This window comes from Paenibacillus sp. J31P316 (assembly GCF_056269105.1).
In genome coordinates, this window is sequence record NZ_JBWDNI010000001.1 from 326,789 (window position 1) to 343,770 (window position 16,982).

General features: G+C 54.1%; 14 protein-coding genes. 1 reads left to right on the forward strand and 13 read right to left on the reverse strand.

Annotation, left to right across the window (positions count from 1 at the left end):
• Positions 1-45 precede the first annotated feature (45 nt).
• The gene (locus AC0YNU_RS01365) at positions 46-1,377 is read left to right on the forward strand and encodes an APC family permease (protein ID WP_475752523.1); all 1,332 of its coding nucleotides are present in this window, start codon (positions 46-48) and stop codon (positions 1,375-1,377) included.
• A gap of 8 nt (positions 1,378-1,385) precedes the next feature.
• On the opposite strand, the gene AC0YNU_RS01370 is transcribed toward AC0YNU_RS01365, so the two are convergent.
• The 13 genes from AC0YNU_RS01370 to AC0YNU_RS01430 form a co-directional block, all read right to left on the reverse strand.
• Positions 1,386-2,960: a hypothetical protein gene (locus tag AC0YNU_RS01370; RefSeq protein ID WP_475752524.1), complete on the reverse strand. Its 1,575-nt coding sequence runs from the start codon at positions 2,958-2,960 to the stop codon at positions 1,386-1,388.
• Between the two features lie 206 nt (positions 2,961-3,166).
• Complete coding sequence (locus AC0YNU_RS01375) at positions 3,167-3,685, reverse strand: glutathione peroxidase (protein ID WP_475752525.1); 519 nt, start codon at positions 3,683-3,685, stop codon at positions 3,167-3,169.
• 137 nt (positions 3,686-3,822) lie between these two features.
• Positions 3,823-4,740 carry a hypothetical protein gene (locus AC0YNU_RS01380; protein WP_475752526.1) on the reverse strand — a complete coding sequence of 306 codons (918 nt, stop codon included), beginning with the start codon at positions 4,738-4,740 and terminating at the stop codon, positions 3,823-3,825.
• 70 nt (positions 4,741-4,810) lie between these two features.
• Positions 4,811-5,044, reverse strand: a complete 234-nt coding sequence (locus AC0YNU_RS01385) for a hypothetical protein (RefSeq protein ID WP_475752527.1) — start codon at positions 5,042-5,044, stop codon at positions 4,811-4,813.
• A gap of 87 nt (positions 5,045-5,131) precedes the next feature.
• Positions 5,132-7,297 carry an MMPL family transporter gene (locus tag AC0YNU_RS01390; RefSeq protein WP_475752528.1) on the reverse strand — a complete coding sequence of 722 codons (2,166 nt, stop codon included), beginning with the start codon at positions 7,295-7,297 and terminating at the stop codon, positions 5,132-5,134.
• Between the two features lie 148 nt (positions 7,298-7,445).
• A complete protein-coding gene (locus AC0YNU_RS01395) occupies positions 7,446-8,054 on the reverse strand; it encodes a YkoP family protein (RefSeq protein WP_475752529.1) in 609 nt (202 codons plus the stop codon).
• Complete coding sequence (locus tag AC0YNU_RS01400) at positions 8,051-8,545, reverse strand: hypothetical protein (RefSeq protein WP_475752530.1); 495 nt, start codon at positions 8,543-8,545, stop codon at positions 8,051-8,053. The genes AC0YNU_RS01395 and AC0YNU_RS01400 overlap by 4 nt, the downstream gene beginning before the upstream one ends.
• A 17-nt stretch (positions 8,546-8,562) precedes the next feature.
• Positions 8,563-8,976: a zf-HC2 domain-containing protein gene (locus tag AC0YNU_RS01405; RefSeq protein WP_475752531.1), complete on the reverse strand. Its 414-nt coding sequence runs from the start codon at positions 8,974-8,976 to the stop codon at positions 8,563-8,565.
• Positions 8,973-9,533: an RNA polymerase sigma factor gene (locus AC0YNU_RS01410; protein WP_475753910.1), complete on the reverse strand. Its 561-nt coding sequence runs from the start codon at positions 9,531-9,533 to the stop codon at positions 8,973-8,975. The genes AC0YNU_RS01405 and AC0YNU_RS01410 overlap by 4 nt, the downstream gene beginning before the upstream one ends.
• Before the next feature lie 174 nt (positions 9,534-9,707).
• Positions 9,708-10,685: an alpha/beta fold hydrolase gene (locus AC0YNU_RS01415; protein ID WP_475752532.1), complete on the reverse strand. Its 978-nt coding sequence runs from the start codon at positions 10,683-10,685 to the stop codon at positions 9,708-9,710.
• A gap of 383 nt (positions 10,686-11,068) precedes the next feature.
• The gene (locus AC0YNU_RS01420; protein ID WP_475752533.1) at positions 11,069-12,385 is read right to left on the reverse strand and encodes a deoxyguanosinetriphosphate triphosphohydrolase family protein; all 1,317 of its coding nucleotides are present in this window, start codon (positions 12,383-12,385) and stop codon (positions 11,069-11,071) included.
• Positions 12,386-12,527: 142 nt separating this feature from the next.
• The gene (odhB, locus tag AC0YNU_RS01425; RefSeq protein WP_475752534.1) at positions 12,528-13,796 is read right to left on the reverse strand and encodes a 2-oxoglutarate dehydrogenase complex dihydrolipoyllysine-residue succinyltransferase; all 1,269 of its coding nucleotides are present in this window, start codon (positions 13,794-13,796) and stop codon (positions 12,528-12,530) included.
• A 33-nt stretch (positions 13,797-13,829) separates the two neighbouring features.
• Positions 13,830-16,724, reverse strand: a complete 2,895-nt coding sequence (locus AC0YNU_RS01430) for a 2-oxoglutarate dehydrogenase E1 component (RefSeq protein WP_475752535.1) — start codon at positions 16,722-16,724, stop codon at positions 13,830-13,832.
• Positions 16,725-16,982: the final 258 nt, after the last annotated feature.

Sequence of the window (16,982 nt, forward strand, 5' to 3'; positions counted from 1 at the left end):
TCCTGTGCTTTTTTATTTTAGCCATCATTGAAAGGGTTGCTGCGCATGAGAGAACCGATCAAACTTCAACAGACGCTGACGCTGTTTCAAGTCGTATTCCTGGGGCTCGCCTGGATGACGCCCATGATTTATTTCTCGATTTACGGCATTGCCTACGAATCGTCGTCAGGAATGCTGACGCAAGCATACTTGGCCGCCTTCATCGCCATTATGTTCACCGCATACAGCTACGGTCTGATGTCGATCGCCCACCCGACGTCGGGCTCTGCCTATACGTATGTCAAAAAAGCTCTCCACCCTTATCTCGGCTTCCTCGTCGGCTGGGCGCTGCTGCTCGACTATTTGTTTTCCCCCATCATTGCATGCTTGACCTTCGGCATCTATATGCATGCGCAGTTTCCGGCCGTCCCCGCCTATGCGTGGATGATCGGTATCAATGTGGCTATCACGCTCGCGAATATAAAAGGAGCTTCCTTCTCGGCGAACTTAAGCAAATGGTTCGTCCTGCTTCAAATGGGCTTCATCGGGTTGTTTTGCACGCTGCTGCTCCGACATTCATCGGCGCATAGCGACCCTTTGGCACCGCTGCTGCAAACGGACATTCCCTTCTCGACGATCCTGACCGGCGCTTCCGTAATCTGCTTCTCGTTTCTCGGCTTCGACTCCATCACGACGATGGCGGAAGAAACCAAAAACGCGAAGAAGAACATCCCTCGTGCGATCGGCTTTATTATTATAATCGCCAGCATCTTATATGTCACACCATCCTATTTGACCCAGCTCGTCTTCCCGAAAGCGATCGCGTTCCTGAACATCGATTCGGCAGGTCTCGAGATTGTCAAATTGGTCGGCGGGGCCGCGCTTAGCTCCGTATTCATCGTCGTTCTGCTGCTTGCGATCTTCACCCAAGGAATATCGTCCGTATCGAGCGTCTCCCGCCTCATGTACGTGATGGGCCGCGAATCGATATTGCCTCCGCGTTACTTTGCTTATGTTCATCCGAAGTGGAAGACACCCGTCGTTAACATCTTAGCGGTCGCGATCGTCTCCATGCTCGCCCTTGTCATCCAACTGGACATGGCCGTCAAATTCGTGAATTTCGGCGCGCTGACCGCCTTCTTCTTCGTTAATATTTCCGTCATCAGCCACTATTACGCAAGAGAACGGCGCCGTTCCTTCAAGGGGACGCTGCTCTACCTCGTGCTTCCGGCCATTGGGGCCGGCATTATCGGCTGGCTGTTCATGCTGCTCAGCAAGGATGCGCTGATCATGGGCTTGATTTGGCTCCTTGCCGGCATTCTGTTCCACGCCAGAAATGCGCCATTCGCCAAGCAGCTGCTCGCCCGGAACAAGCTGCAATCCAGCAGACATAGCTGATGGTTCGACTACTCGCCTATTGAAACGAAAAGAATTTCGAGCGGTGCCAGGCAGAACGATTGCCGCCGCTCTCCGTAAGCCAGCGAACCGACGCTGGCTTCTTCGCGCATATTGAGGAGAAATACGCCATCTCGTTCCCGCACCCATATCAGCGCCACGTCCTTCCCTTCGACGACGTACGGAAATGCGGCACCTTCCTCCGCCAGCAGTTCACGCAGCATGCCTGACGTGCGTTCGGGATACTCGGCAGCGTTGAACGGCCATGTCCGAATGCGGCCCTCAGCGGCTGGGGCTTGCGCCAGCCGTTCCCGGTTGCGTTCGACGGCGGCTTGATCGAATACGGCAAAATCATATTCGTCTAGTCGACGTTCCCATTCGGCCGTCAGCTCCTGATCGCCGAAGAAGAGCAGTACTCCCCCCGCGTCTGCCATATCCTGAACTCGATCCCCTCCTCGAACCGGCCGTGCCGGCAATCCCGCAAGCAGCGGCTGAAGCACAGGCGCAATTGGTTCCCCGCGGCCTTTCGTTCCGTACGCGATATGGACCGGATAGCTCCGTCTGCCGGCACCCTTCCGCTCCAGCCCTTCCAGAACAGGCAGCCGCTCCGCGAACGCTCGCCAATAATCCTCCTCGATCAGCCATGTGCCGCTCATAAGAAACACGTTCGGCACGCCTGAAGCGACTGTCATTTGTGCTTTATAGACAAAATTGGTACTGCTTAGCGCCCTTGCCGGGAACACCGTCGTCTCGCTGTAAGCCCGTTCCGTTCCCGTCTGTCCGAGGTGAAAGAGCACGCTGAACAGCTCGCTCGCCTTCCCTTCGGGACTGCCGAAGTCACCATCGCCGAAATGCGCTTCGCCGACCCGGAATTGGCAATCCGGAATGCGGGCTCGAATGTCCGCAACATCAATCCCATGCCGTTCGTCGCCCAGGTGCATGACCATGATCCCTGTCTCGATGCCGGGAAGGCATGTGTCGGTCATCAGCCTCGTTACGCGCAAACATGTAAAATCAATCCATGCCCGAACGAGCGCATCATCCGACCGGGCATCAAGCGCATCGCGCAGCTCCGCCCGATCACGAGCATGCGGATACGCTTCTCGAAATGCCCGCAGGCAGTCGTCGCAGAAGCAGCCTTCGATACGCTGTCCCCAATTCCCAAGCCGAAGATCATCGTCCATGAATACGCGCGTAAAGCCGGCAGCTCGCAGCTGTCTCACGGCTTCAACATTGTCGGCAAGCATCGTATCTTCGATAGCCGCGCAATAATAGACCGGCTGTCCTTCACCGTCGATTCGATACCGCCAATGCGCCGGCAATTGCAGCTCGAGCGAATCGTCGTCGGGATTCAAGGAATTGCCGGGATGCCCGACGGGCAGTTGGATGACGCCGACCTCGAAGCCGGACTGCAGCAGCGTTTCGCGGGCCAACGCCATCTCATCGAGCGACGACCAGAATTTCCCGTAGAAGTACCCGTACAACCAGATCGTATCGACACCCGCATCGCGCAGCAGTTGCGATAGCTCGGTCCAGCGCTTCTCGTCATTGATGACGGCCGCTTCGAGCGAATAATGAATATGCATGCCCTTTGCCCTCCCTTACCATGTTCGGAGCTCGGATATTTCCGTTCCGCTTCTCGTCTTATTCCATAAGGCCATCGCTATTCCTTTACAAGAAGCTGAACTTTCCCGATGCCTCGAAAAAAACGACAAAAAGAAGACATCCGCCCGGAGGGGATGCCTTCTTCTCTAAAGTAAGCTTATGGCTTAAACACCAGTCATTAACGGCATTAATCGTTTACGGTATTCGGAGCTGCCCCGAGGCTGCCCGTCTCGATCAGGCTGCGCAAGTCCGGCTCGATAGCTGCCGGATCGGTTGGCGCAGGGTATTGCTTCAAGACATTGCCTTGGCGGTCGACCAGGAATTTAGCGAAATTCCAATCGATATCGCCCGTGTGGTAGGGAGCAGGCACGGCATCCACGAGATACTTGTAGAGCGGATCCGCGCTGTCGCCTTTGACGTCGATCTTGGCGAACATCGGGAACGTGACCGCATAATTCAGCTCGCAAAATTGCGCGATCTCTTCGTTCGTGCCAGGCTCTTGCCCTTTGAACTGATTGCACGGGAAACCAAGTACGACGACGCCCTCGTCCTTGAACTGGTCGTAAATCTGCTGCAATCCTTTGTAATGCGGCGTCAAGCCGCAGGCGCTGGCCGTGTTGACGATCAGCAGAATCTTGCCTTCATACGGGGCAAGCGTCTGTTCCTTGCCGTCGATCGTCGTTACTTTGAAATCGTAAATGCTCATGCTTCGTACCTCCCGTGATCGGCCCATAGTGGATTTCATCTAATTAAATTGCATAAAATCATTATAAACGAAACCTTGATCACGGAGCAACTTTCTTATCCAATCAAGCTTCAAGACTCCGAATCCAACACCTCTTGCTAAGCTTCCCGTCCGATCGCGAATTGGAGCTGACCGGCGAGCTGCTCCGTATCCTCCCAAACGATCGGCCGCACGCCGGCAGGCTGGCCGCCGGCCGAAGACGTCGAACGGCAGGTCCAGGCAACCGGAATTTCATTGCCGATCGCGTAGCCGGCATACATCCACGTCTCGGCTTCCGGCGCCGTAATGTCCGCGATGACCAGCTGGCATTTCAGCATCTCCTGCATCGCTTCCTGAACAGGCGTACCCGCGACGCTGCGCGGCCCGCCATAGCCAAACAGCTTAGGCGCGTAACCGAGCTGCAGCAGCCGCGGAAAGACCGTCTCCATCCAATCCTGCGACATCCCTTCCTCGCTCGTCGGAAGCAGCACGAAGCAAGGCTTGTACGACTTGCCCGACGCGTTGGAATCCGCCTCCAGCCAGCCTTTCTCCGTCAGCCGGAACGTGGAGCCGATCCGCTCGATCATGCCCTCTTCCTTCAGCTTCTCCGCGATATAGACCAGCTCCTGTAAATTCAAGGAGTAGGTCAAATTAAAGCTTTGCGAAAACTGATTAATGACGACCGGCTCGTTCGGGCCTTCCGCATGGCGGTGCAAATAACGAAGCAACCGCAGCCCTTTCTCTTCCGTCGTCAACGGAATAAGCGGCGATTGCAGAATCGCATCGCGCTCGTCGAACGAGATGATCACTTTCTCCTCGCGATCGCTCATCTCCCGAATGTATGCGGACAGGATCGGGAATACGTTTCTCTTATCCGTGTACGATAGCAGTCGGAACGGTTCGTAGCTGTCGTCCTTTAAACCGTAAGAGCCACTGGGCGAGCAGAGGCAATTCATAAACCATTCGCTGCCGCCTTTATGTTTCACCTGAACGAGCGTTTCGCAGAACAGGCATCGCTTCATATCCAATACTTCCATGAGTGTCATCATCCTCCCCTTATTTATGAAGGATTCGGATCGGCTGCCCCTTTATAGGGTGCCGCGGCCATTAAGCTTTTCTCATGTTTGATGTACCCGTATCCCCCGTGTTTGAAGCGCGCCAAATTTTACCGGTCCAGATGATCGTATCTCCCACTTGTACGCCTTCCGTTACCTTCTCCTTCGCGATCCGCAGCGTCTTGCCATTGATTGAAGCCATAACGCCGTCATCTCCCACGGAAATGACGCAACCTTCGCGTTGGATCGAGCAGCTGCTGCCGCCTTCAAATGCGTTTTCCCTCATATTCGACTCTCCTTTGCGCCAAGGAAGACGACCGGGCTAAGCCGATCGTCTTCATGCACTTCATATATGTCTGTTAGGTGAGTATAATTAGTCCTTCTTCGATTCCAATTCTTTAATGATTGACGCACCTTCGATGTCTACGTTCGGCAAGATACGTTTCAGCCATTGCGGCAAATACCAAGACGATCGGCCTAACAAGGTCATGATTGCAGGAACGAGCGTCATGCGTACAACGAAAGCGTCAATCAGGACGCCTAACGTGAGCGATAGTCCGATCGCTTTGATCGTTGGATCCGGCGCTAGAATAAATCCTCCGAAAACAAAGATCATGATGAGTCCCGCCGCGGTCACAACCCGTCCGCTATGGCCAAGGCCGGATACGACGGATGGCCGCGCTTGTCCTGTATGCGTATATTCTTCCCGCATGCGCGAGACAAGGAAGACCTCGTAATCCATCGCAAGTCCGAACAGAACGCCGGTAAGCAGCATAGGCAGGAAATTAACGATCGGACCTACGGCTGCAACGCCGAACAAGTCTGCCAGGTGGCCGTATTGGAAAACCGATACGATAACGCCCAGTGACGCGAGCAGAGACAGCAAGAAGCCTAGAACTGCTTTAACAGGCACGAGCACCGAGCGGAACACCAGCAGCAGCAAGATGAACGCAAGTACGATGATGATCGATCCGAAGAGCGGGAACGCTGTGCTCATACGGTCGGACATGTCGATATTAATGGCTGTTACGCCCGTCACCATCAATTGAATCTGAGCTTGCGATGCGAGCTGTTTGCCGCGTTCCCGTATCGATTGCACCAAGTCGTGCGTGAGGTCGTCGTTGGGTCCCGTCTTCGGCGCCACGCTGACGATGGCCAAATTGCCAGCTTCGTTAAGCATGGGCGGCGAAGCGGCGGCGACGTTCTCCATATTCCGAAGATTGCCCGCAATCTTAGTGGCGGCCTCTTTCACCTGTGCCCCGCTCGTGGATCGGATGGCAATGGCCAGCGGGCCGTTGAATCCGGGGCCGAAGCCTTCAGATAATAGATCGTAACCACGTCGTGCGGAAGTGTCGGTCGAGCTCATGCCGTCGTCCGGCAAGCCGAGCTTCATGTTCAGGGCAGGCAAGGCAAGCGCGCTAAGCCCGATGATACCTACGATGAGAATCGGGATCGAAAACTTCGCTACGAATCGTCCCCACCGATAGGCGAATGGCTTGCTCTTCCGGGAATGCGGCTTGCGTTCGTTGCGGCGCGTTGAGCGGATGCGATTGCCAGCGAGCGACAAGATGGCTGGAATCAACGTGATGGCAATCAGCACCGAGATGAACACCGTGAACGATGCGGCCAAGCCCATGACGCTAAAGTAAGGGATGTTGACAACCGTGAAGGCAGCTAATGCGATCATAACGGTTAAGCCTGCAAAGATAACCGCGCTTCCTGCGGTCGCCGTTGCAATCGCGATGGATTCCTTGATTTCCATGCCGCTTGCCAACTGCTGGCGGTGACGGGAAATTATAAAGAGCGAATAGTCGATGCCCACGGCCAAACCCAGCATCAAGGCCAGAATCGTAGCATCAGAATTCATGTCGAAAAAGTTGGCGCCAAAATTAACGCCCATGATGCCGATGCCAACGCCGACGAGCGCCGATATAATCGGCAGCCCCGCCACGCGGATAGATCGAAACGTAACGACGAGTATAATGAAGGCGATGATAATACCAATTGCTTCAGAACCGCCGACACCCGACTGTTCGATTACTTCAACAGACCCTCCAACCTCGGTTTGAATACCAGAATCGCAAGTGAGCGCCAAGCTTTGAAGAAGATGGGTCTTCGATGTTTCAGACACTTCTTCCGCGGTCGCTCGGTAAGTGACATCGGCGTACCCGATCCGTTTGTCTGCGCTTAATGCCCCGGATTCGTATGGACTCACGACGCTGATAATCGCCTTGTCTTTGGCTACATCGTCCAGCATCTTGTTAACAGCCTGCTGCGTTGTATGGTCTGTCAATTGCTTACCCTCAGGCATGGCGAAGATAAGTCGGACGTTGCCTCCGTTCGCCTGAGGGAACTCTTTTTTCAGTAAGTCAAGCGCTTGTTGGGAGGATGTTCCCGGGATGGAGAGGGATTCGCTGACCGGACCTGCAAATAACGTGCCTAAGCAGATTGCCGCGATGAGTATGAAGCTCCATAATCCAATTACGAGACGAGCTCGTTGCGCGGACCAGAGGCCCAGCCGATATAAATATTTAGCCATGATAACTTCCTGCTTCCTATAATATATTCGAATGAAATTAATAGTGCCATCTTAACAAGCTAGAAGGATCATTTAACCGGGCTTTGGCCAACATTCCGCTAGACAAAAGTCCTGACGGCCTGGCTATTTCAGCTCTTGCATGCATGAATCAACCAACTGATTGCTCCTTTGGTTCTTGGGCGTTACTGGGAGGGTACATCTTGAATAATGACGCTACGGGCATAATTAATTGCATCGGATATAATTTCGTTTGTTCGCCATGAACGCGTTTTTTTCCCAGCGGATGAATAGCTCGCATGAGAAGCCGGAGATACCAGGTGGTTATGCTTTGAAACCAACCGGCTCGCAATGGATGCAGCTCGAAGCCGGCCCCGTGAATAATCCCTCGATGCAGCATCGTAATGCCGATCAGGGCTTTGATGTCCGGTTGATATGCGCCATTGTAGAGACTGCTGCTGATGTCCCGAAGGGCACGGCGCCCCAGCCTTGCGGTCTCGAGCGCAACGCGTTCCGGACTTTTATGCTGCAGCATGCGATTTATCTTATGGTTGTTGATATGCAGTTCGCCAACCCAGTCGCCATGACGAATCCAACTGCCGTCCTCGCATTGAATGCTAGCCCCTCTATGGGATTTGATGAGCAGCTTGCAAATACCGAAGTCAGCCGCATGCTTGCTGCTAATGAGGCAGAAGGCATCAAACCCTCGTTCCCATACCATCCAAATGGATCGAAAGACGCGGTCAGCATAGGCACTCATCTGGTTCCGCCTTTCTTATCCAGAACATGTCTGACGATCAAAACTGCCCCGTAGACGATTAAGACGGCGGCGATTAACATGCTTCCGTTCTTCGGCTCTAAGATCCAATCGCGCAGGTGAGGGAATAGCGTTACGATGGCAACGAACACGCCGGCCGTTACGATTCCAATACCGATCCATAAGGACGAAACGGTTCGTTCCCGTTCGATTTCGTCGAACATCGAGGCGGGATTCGTCCATAGCGGACTTTCCTGCAAATCACGATTCTTATTCAGCCACGATGCCTTCTGCAGGGCGTCGAAGATTTGATAGAACCAGATCGTGGCAAGCGCAAACGGGAACACCATGGGAAAAGCAGGAATCAAGCTGATACAGGCAAAAGAAGCAATCATGTACTTCAATCCCGACTGATTAAAGCCCAAATAATAATGGCCCAGCCCAGGAATCATGGATAAAACGAATGTGATGATGCTCATTTTTTTGCGATCCATGTCGAACACTCCTTTTCTTATGAGTTGCCAGATAAGTCGTGAAACAGATTGGCTATCGAATGAGCGAAAAGCTCATTATACATGCCGATATTGGATACGGCTGTATCGAAAAAAGCTGCGCCCGTAAACATGAACAAGACCAGCGCGCATGCGGATGCCAACGCCATTTTCAACAACGGATTGAACGGATTCTGCCGCTTGTAGGGATTCGGCCTAGCGTTGATGATCCCCATGACGGCAGGAAACAAATCTTCTTCAAGCGCCGGAAGAGAAGGATCGTTCCATATGCGCTCCAGTTCAAGCACTTCCTGATACCACGCTCTGCACGCTTCGCATTCCTCTAAATGCCTTTCGATTTCCTGCATTCTGATCGGATGCAGCGAACGCTCTATATACGATGTGATGTTCATTTGTACCGAATGACATTTCATCGGAACCGCTCCTTTTTCTTGCGAAGAATTTGTTTGGCCCGGTACAATTGGGACTCAATTGTTTTCTCTGCCGCCCCCGTCTGTTCGGAGATTTCCTTGTAGGATAGTCCGCGAAAAAAGTACAAATAAATGACGGATTTATAAGGTTCCTTCATCTCCCTGACGAGCTGCATCAGTTCCGCCTTCATCTCCTTGTCCAATAGGAGCTTCTCCGGCGTCTCTTCGGTTATTGCTTCCGCTTCTTGTTCTTCGGCAGTGGCACGGTGACTCCATTCGCGCTGCTTCGATTTCTTCCAATCCAAACAAGTACGTACCGCGATTCGATATAACCACGTCCCGAACGCCGCTTCCTTCCTATAGGAGGGCAAAGCATAATACGCTTTGGTTAATACGACATGGGCCAACTCTCTCGCAGATTCGTCTTCTCTGGTTACCCCCAGGCATACATGATAAACGTTGCTTTGGTATTCATTTACAAGGTAAGCATAGGATTCATGCCTGCCGGAAAGTACGTCATCGATCCATTTCTCTTCCTTCAGAACATCCCCCCCTTGCAGTCTCCATCAAGTTAGACGACAATCGTTCAGCTTACCCTGCAATTATTTTTTCTATACGGACGAATGAAATGGAGAAGCTTCTGCGCGATTATCCTGAGGAGGGGTTTAAACGAAGAAACGGACAAGGAGACGCAATATATACGCCGTCCTTGCCCGTATGAATGCAAAGCCGTTTTAGTGAGCCGGTACAAATTCTTCGATCTTCTGCGCAAGCACATCCGGTGCGAAATCTTGAAGATAATGTCCGTAGTCCATCAATTCATACTTGCTATTCGCTATTTTTGAAAGGTAGGAGATTTGGAACCCTTGCCATTGTTCTTTGCTATAACCAAGACCGATTCCGTCGCCGTTCGATATGAAAAACAATACCGGCAGCTGCGGCGGCGGCAATGCATCCACCTTATGAGCATTATCCATTAGATCCACTAGCTCTTCTACCATCGGTGCTGTATTCGTTCTCCTATAATAGACGGCTTTATAGATATCTTTTTCATGATCGGTCAGGTCACCATCCGTTATTGCCGCTTCACTTTCAACCATGGATGGGATGAAACGGGTGACGCCCATTTTTTCAGCAAAGGCCAGTATTTTTATTTTCGTAATAAAATCTGCGATTTTCGGCGTACTGGGGTCGAAATATGCATTTACAGTACCCACATCTATGCCTACGATGGCAGATACTTCTTCGGGATATTTTTGTGCCCAATATACGGATTCCAAACCCGTAATCGAATGCGGAACTAATACGTAGGGAGGTTTCAACCCCGCTAATAATAACGCTTGTCTGTCCTCCTCCAATACGGTATCCAGGTCCCTCGGTACGTCCGTAACATCACTGAAACCATACCCTATTCGTTCTGGTACCGCGATTTTATATTTATCGCTTAATCGGGAATATAAGCTTTTAAAATCCAATATAGGCGAGGCCGTGCCGCCTCCTGCCAGAAATACTAAGGTGGTATTTCCCTGACCTTCCGTATAGACACTCATTTTATGGCCGTCTACCGTAACCATCTGACCCATGGGCTTAACCAATGCCTCTTCCCTGTTCAAATGGATTTTGTGATTGATGACGACGACCAAAGCGGCTAATAGTAACAGACTTATAATTCCACCTAGGCTGAATCCAATTGTCTTTCGTATTTTCTTCATGATTTTTCTCCTTATTTTGTCGTTTTTCCCCTGTCCAAGGATATCTTTCTGCTTCCTAGCCATCATAACAAGCTCGTAAGATCGCTAAAACGGACCTCGGGACGGCACTCCGCTAGACATAAGTCTGAGGTTGACCGGCTTTTGCGGTCTCCAACAAGTTAGACGACATTCGTGCGGCTTACCCTGCGATTTTCTTTCTCAATTTTTCGGATTCAACGGCTTAGTTTGGCGAGGAGGGGTTAAACGAAGAAACGGGCAAGGAGGCGAACGACGCCATCCTTGCCCGTATGGAAAAACCGAAAGTTAAAGCTTTCTTATTAAAAGTTAATGCGATTGTCGGAGAGAATTGGCGGCAAGGGCCGCTGTCGACATGCGTACGCCGCTTAATCGCGCTCATAAATCGATCCCGAACGGCTGGCATAGAACTCCGCATAAACCTTCTCGGCATACGCATCGGTCATGCCCGCTATATAATCGGCCACCATCCGCTCCCAGGGCCACTTGCTGCGCTGTCTCTCGTAGCTTTCGAGCCAATCCGGGGGAATGATCAGCCTTCCCGTTTCCTGCGCTCTGAAGCTGTCCCAGAGCCGTTTAATCATGATTTCGCTTCGCTTGTGCAGTCGCTGCACGCGGAAGTCCTTGATTAGCGTCACCCAGGCGAGCTTCTTCAAGATTTCCATCGTGCGCAGAAGCTCGAGATCCTGCACGCCGTCGCGGATGAAGGTCACCCGTTTCCAGCCCGTAGCCGGATCGTCGATAATGCCGACGCCGCTGACGAATTTGCGCACCCAGCGCGCCTTCATCTCGCGTCTCGTCCGGGACGGCTCCCTGCCGCATTCCACGTAGATGCTCTCCCACTGCTGCAAATAATGCAGAAGCGCCTGCTTCACCATCTGCTTCATGTCGACCTGCTCCCAGTGCATGACGGCATTGCCGGGATCGTCGATGATCTCCTGCATGACGTTGGCGACGAGGCGGTCGTCTTCGAACAGGCTCGGATTCATCTGGATTTTGCCGGCGCGGATGCCGTCCTCGATATCATGCGTCGAATAGGCGATATCGTCGCACAGATCCATCAGCTGCGCTTCCAGCGTCGCGCAGCCGTCCGGCATGCCCCAGGCTTTGCGCAGGGAGCTGATCCCTTCCCATTCCATGCCGTAGACGCCCTTCAGCCGACCGGGATCGTCCAGGCAGTACGGATATTTATTAATCGCCAGCAGCACCGCGGCCGTCAGATCAAGGCCGCTGTCGCTGCCCGCGCGTTTCTCCAAGAACATCAGGATGCGGAAGTTTTGGGCATTGCCTTCATACTTAAGCCCGCATTCCTCGAGCAAAATTTCGTTCAGCACTTCTTCCCCTTTGTGCCCGAACGGGGGATGCCCCAAATCATGGGCCAAGGAGGCGCATTCCACGACCTCGGGGTCCATCATGAGACCCGGATGCTCGCGTTTGGCCAAGAACGGATTCGTCTTGTACAGCTTCCGCGCCACCTCGCGGGCAATTTGCGATACTTCCAGCGAATGCGTCAGTCGTGTTCGGTAATAGTCGCCGGAGCCCGCTCCGAAAACCTGCGATTTGCCTTGCAGCCGGCGAAATGCCGGCGATTGGATCAACCGCGCATAGTCCTTCTCGTACTCGTCCCGATCTTCGCTGGAGTGGATGTTCTCGAAATCAAACAAGCGCATTTTACGTACGTTCATCTCATCCGCCTCCGTTTTCTCTCTCGTTGCTCTTATTTTATGTAGAACGTTCGGGAATAGCAAATAAAAAACCTCACAAGCTGACGATTCAGGACAGATGCCCTGACGCCAGTTGTGAGGTTGAAGTAAATTACGGTTCCTCTTAGCCTTCCAGCAAGAGGGATTCCGGATCTTCCAGCAGTTCTTTGACGGTGACGAGGAAGCGAACCGCTTCCGAGCCATCGACGATACGGTGATCGTACGACAGCGCGATGTACATCATCGGACGGTTCTCCATCTCGGTCGCGTTGATGGCAACCGGACGGATTTGGATTTTGTGCATGCCGAGAATGCCGACCTGCGGTGCGTTCAGAATCGGCGTGGACAGCAGCGATCCGAAGACGCCGCCGTTCGTGATCGTGAACGTTCCGCCTTGCAGATCGTTCAGCGACAGCGTGTTCGCACGCGCTTTGCCGGCAAGCTCGCCGATTTGCTTCTCGATTTGCGCGAAGCCCAAGCGGTCCGCATCGCGGACAACCGGAACGACAAGGCCTTCCTTCGCGGAAACCGCGATTCCGATATCGTAGTATTGTTTCACGAGAATTTCATCGCCTTGAATCTCCGCGTTCAAGAGCGGGAAAGCCTTCAGCGCGCCGATAACGGCTTTCGTGAAGAAGGACATGAAGCCGAGACCGACCTCGTGTTTGTCGAGGAACGCTTGCTTCCGGCGTTTTCTGACGTCCAGGATCGCCGTCATGTCGACTTCGTTGAACGTTGTCAGCATAGCTGCCGTGTGCTGCGCTTCGACGAGGCGTTTCGCGATCGTGATGCGGCGGCGGGACATCTTGCGGCGTTCTGCCGGTTTGCCTGGCTCTGCGGCGGCCGGAGCGGCTGCTGCCGGAGCGGCAACCGGAACCGGCTTCGCCGTGCCGTGCGATTCGATATCCGATTGACGGATACGGCCGAGCGGATCAAGAGACTGCACTTGCGTCAAGTCGATGCCGCGCTCTCTGGCGAGCTTGCGAGCAGCCGGCGTTGCCGAGGAGATCGATGCGTTCGAGTCGGCTGCGGGAGCGGAAGCCGCCACGGGAGGCGCTGCCGGCGTTGCCGGCTTCATCTCCGGTTGCGCTTCGGCAGCCGGCTGGCTCACAGGAGCTGCTGCCGCTGGCTGGCTTGCAGCCGGTGCGGCGGCGCCGGCACCGCTGCCGATTACGCCGATCGTCTCGCCGACGGCGACCGTGTCGCCTTCGGCGCGCAGCAGGGATTCTACCGTGCCTGCCTGCTCAGCGCTGATTTCGATGTTCACTTTGTCCGTTTCCAGTTCGGCCAATACGTCGCCGATATTCACGCTGTCACCGGTTTTAACATGCCATTTGGAAATGGTGCCTTCTACGATCGATTCGCCCATCTCGGGTACTTTAATATCACTCATCGCTGTTCTCTCCTTGCCGAATCTAATGGATATCTAACGGACCTTAACTTTGCTCGTTGCGGTTAGCGCTACGGAAACGATGCGCTGCTGTTCGATGTTATGAATGTAATGGAAGCCGGTTGCCGGGCTGGAGCGCTTCGGACGGCCGATGTAGCGTACCGTCGTGCCTTCCGCCACGCGCGCGCGGATCCGCGGTTCGATGTAGTTCCATGCGCCCATGTTTTGCGGTTCTTCTTGTACCCAAAGGACTTCCTTCACATTCGGGTAACGGGCGATGATTTGCTCGACGTCCGTCTTAGGGAACGGATACAGCTGCTCTACGCGAACGATATGCAGCCAGTCCCAAGCATCGGCTGCCTGGTCGTCCTTCAGCTCGAGCGCGGCTTCGAGATCGATGGCCATTTTGCCCGTGCAGAAGATCAGGCGTTCCACTTTGTCCGCCTTCTTGCCAAGACCCGGCTGCTCCAGCACGAGCTTGAAGGAGCCTTCGCTGAGCTCGGAAGGGTCCGAAGCGACGCTCGGGTTCCGAATCAAGCTCTTAGGAGCCATGACGATGAGCGGACGCGCTTCGTCGGTATTCAGGGTAGCCGCTTGACGACGCAGCAAGTGGAAGTATTGGGCTGCCGACGTCATGTTGACGATCGTTACGTTATCTTCCGCCGCGAGCAGCAGGAACCGCTCGAGCTTCGCGCTGGAGTGCTCCGGTCCATTCCCTTCGTAGCCGTGTGGAAGCAGCATCATAAGACCGGATTTCTCCGACCATTTCACGCGGCCGGCCGTTATGAATTGGTCGATGATGACCTGCGCGCAGTTCGCGAAGTCTCCGTATTGCGCTTCCCAAATAACGAGCGTTTCGGGCGAGAACACGTTATAGCCGTAATCGAAGCCGAGCACGGATGCTTCGGCGAGCGGGCTGTTGTAGACCCCGAACGATGCTTTCGCCTGCGGCAGCGTGTGCATCGGCGAGAACGTGCTGTTGTTTTCCACGTCGTGCAGCACGATGTTTCTGAAGGCGAACGTCGCGCGCTCCGAATCTTGGCCGCTCAGACGGATCGGCGTGCCGTCGGACAGAATCGTCGCGAACGCGAGCGCTTCTGCTTGTCCCCAATCGACCTTGCCGCCCGGCTCCAGCGTATTGGCGCGGCGCTTCAGGATCCGTTCGAGCTTCTCGTACACTTTGAAACCTTCCGGCCACTTCAGCAGCTCGGCATTGATGGCGGCAAGCTTCTTCAGCGGCACCGCCGTTACGATGTCTTTCTTGCGGCGTTTGCTGCCGACATCGTCCATTTTGGGTTGTTTGTAGCTTTTATCATTTCCCTTAACTTCATCCAACGCGGCTTGCAGTTTCGCGAGACCTTGTTGACGCAAGTCCTCGACTTGCTCTTCCGTCAGCAGGCCTTTCTCTTTCAGCTTCTCGCTGTAGATGCGGCTTACGACCGGATGCTTGCGAAGCTTCTGGTAGAGCAGCGGCTGGGTCGTTTCCGGATCGTCCGTCTCGTTGTGGCCGTGACGGCGGTAGCCCACCATGTCGATCAAGAAGTCCTTGTGGAACTTCTGGCGGTACTCGCAGGCCATGCGAACCGCGGCGATGCAAGCTTCCGGATCGTCGGCGCTGACGTGCACGATCGGGATTTCATACCCTTTCGCCAAGTCGCTCGCGTAATACGTCGAACGGGAATCCCTGCTCTCCGTCGTGAATCCGAGACGGTTGTTGCTGATGATATGGATCGTGCCGCCGTTCTCGTAGCCCCGAAGCTTCTTGAAATTGAGCGTTTCCGCCACGATGCCCTCGCCGGCGAACGCCGCGTCTCCGTGAATCAGAATCGCCGCCGCGCTGCCGAAGTCCGCGGCCGGATAACCCGCTTTGGAACGATCGTCCTGCGCCGCGCGCGTGAAGCCTTCCACGATCGGATTGACGTATTCCAAGTGGCTCGGGTTGTTCGCGAGCGTAATGCGCGTCTCGACCGTTTCGCCTTCTTTCACCGAACGGTGCGCGCCGAGGTGATATTTCACGTCCCCGGTCCAGCCGATGGTGACGCCCATCGCGCCTTCGGATTTTTCCTTGTTGGGCGAGTGGTGGAATTCGGAGAAGATCGCCGAATACGACTTGCCGAGCACGTGCGTCAGCACGTTCAGACGGCCACGATGCGCCATGCCCATCAGAATATGCCGTGCGCCGTCATGAGCCACTTCTCTCACGACTTCGTCCAGCATCGGTACTAAGGTATCGGTTCCTTCGATCGAGAATCGTTTCTGACCGACGAAAGAGCGGTGCAGGAACGTTTCGAATTGTTCGACGTCGATCAGACGCTGAAGCAGCGCGATGCGTTCTTTGGCGCTCATCGGTTTGCTTGCCATGCCGACTTCGACTTGGCGGCGCAGCCAGAGGCGCTCGTCCTGCTCGTGAATATGCGCGAATTCGAAGCCGAACGACTTCGTGTAGACGTCTTTCAAATGGTTGATCGCCTGCTTGCCGTTGCCGATCGATCCGGGCGCTTCTTCCCAAATCAGCGAAGCCGGGATGGCTTCCAGGTCTTCGTCGGTCAGCTTGAACGTCGAAGGCTCCAGCAACCGGGTATCCGGCAGCGGCGTCAGGCCGAGAGGATCGTTATCGGCGGCGAGATGTCCGAACGTGCGAAGGTTCCGAACCAGCTTGCCGGCGTCGACGATTTTCTTCAAGTAGGCCGGGTCGATTGTCTTAATGCTATTGGAACCGTCCGTCGTAACCTTGAGCGGAGGGCTTACGTTCACGTTCGCGCCTGCCGATGCGGACGGCGGCGGTCCCCACTTCTCGAAGGATTCTCTTACGGCGGGATCTACGTCTTCCGGGTTGCGCAGGAATCGTTCGTACATTTCTTCGATGTAACCCAAATTCGGGCCGTAATAGAGCTCCCAGGGCGACTTGTGTTGATTACTGTCTGCTGTCATTAACGGCTACCTCCATCACTAATTGTACAACGGAATGATTACTTTCCTTTTCCATTACCACATTGTAACGTTCATCCATACATGATAACAGAACTGATTGGGTGGGACAAATCATGTGGCGAATGTCCTCATAATCTTCATATTTACGCGTTACTTCTACCTATATCGGTTCCTTCATGCTACAAGTTTGGAAAAAAACGCAAAAAAAAGCTGCCGGCGTCCAGGAGAGACAGCACAGCAGCCCGATGAAACGATGAA

Coding starts and splice junctions, on each gene's coding strand:
- AC0YNU_RS01365 (WP_475752523.1), top strand. CDS start 46: ATGAGAGAACCGATCAAACTTCAACAGACGCTGACGCTGTTTCAAGTC.
- AC0YNU_RS01380 (WP_475752526.1), bottom strand. CDS start 4,740: ATGGAAGTATTGGATATGAAGCGATGCCTGTTCTGCGAAACGCTCGTT.
- AC0YNU_RS01430 (WP_475752535.1), bottom strand. CDS start 16,724: ATGACAGCAGACAGTAATCAACACAAGTCGCCCTGGGAGCTCTATTAC.
- AC0YNU_RS01405 (WP_475752531.1), bottom strand. CDS start 8,976: ATGAAATGTCATTCGGTACAAATGAACATCACATCGTATATAGAGCGT.
- AC0YNU_RS01390 (WP_475752528.1), bottom strand. CDS start 7,297: ATGGCTAAATATTTATATCGGCTGGGCCTCTGGTCCGCGCAACGAGCT.
- AC0YNU_RS01375 (WP_475752525.1), bottom strand. CDS start 3,685: ATGAGCATTTACGATTTCAAAGTAACGACGATCGACGGCAAGGAACAG.
- AC0YNU_RS01400 (WP_475752530.1), bottom strand. CDS start 8,545: ATGGATCGCAAAAAAATGAGCATCATCACATTCGTTTTATCCATGATT.
- AC0YNU_RS01370 (WP_475752524.1), bottom strand. CDS start 2,960: ATGCATATTCATTATTCGCTCGAAGCGGCCGTCATCAATGACGAGAAG.
- AC0YNU_RS01420 (WP_475752533.1), bottom strand. CDS start 12,385: ATGAACGTACGTAAAATGCGCTTGTTTGATTTCGAGAACATCCACTCC.
- AC0YNU_RS01415 (WP_475752532.1), bottom strand. CDS start 10,685: ATGAAGAAAATACGAAAGACAATTGGATTCAGCCTAGGTGGAATTATA.
- AC0YNU_RS01385 (WP_475752527.1), bottom strand. CDS start 5,044: ATGAGGGAAAACGCATTTGAAGGCGGCAGCAGCTGCTCGATCCAACGC.
- AC0YNU_RS01395 (WP_475752529.1), bottom strand. CDS start 8,054: ATGAGTGCCTATGCTGACCGCGTCTTTCGATCCATTTGGATGGTATGG.
- odhB (WP_475752534.1), bottom strand. CDS start 13,796: ATGAGTGATATTAAAGTACCCGAGATGGGCGAATCGATCGTAGAAGGC.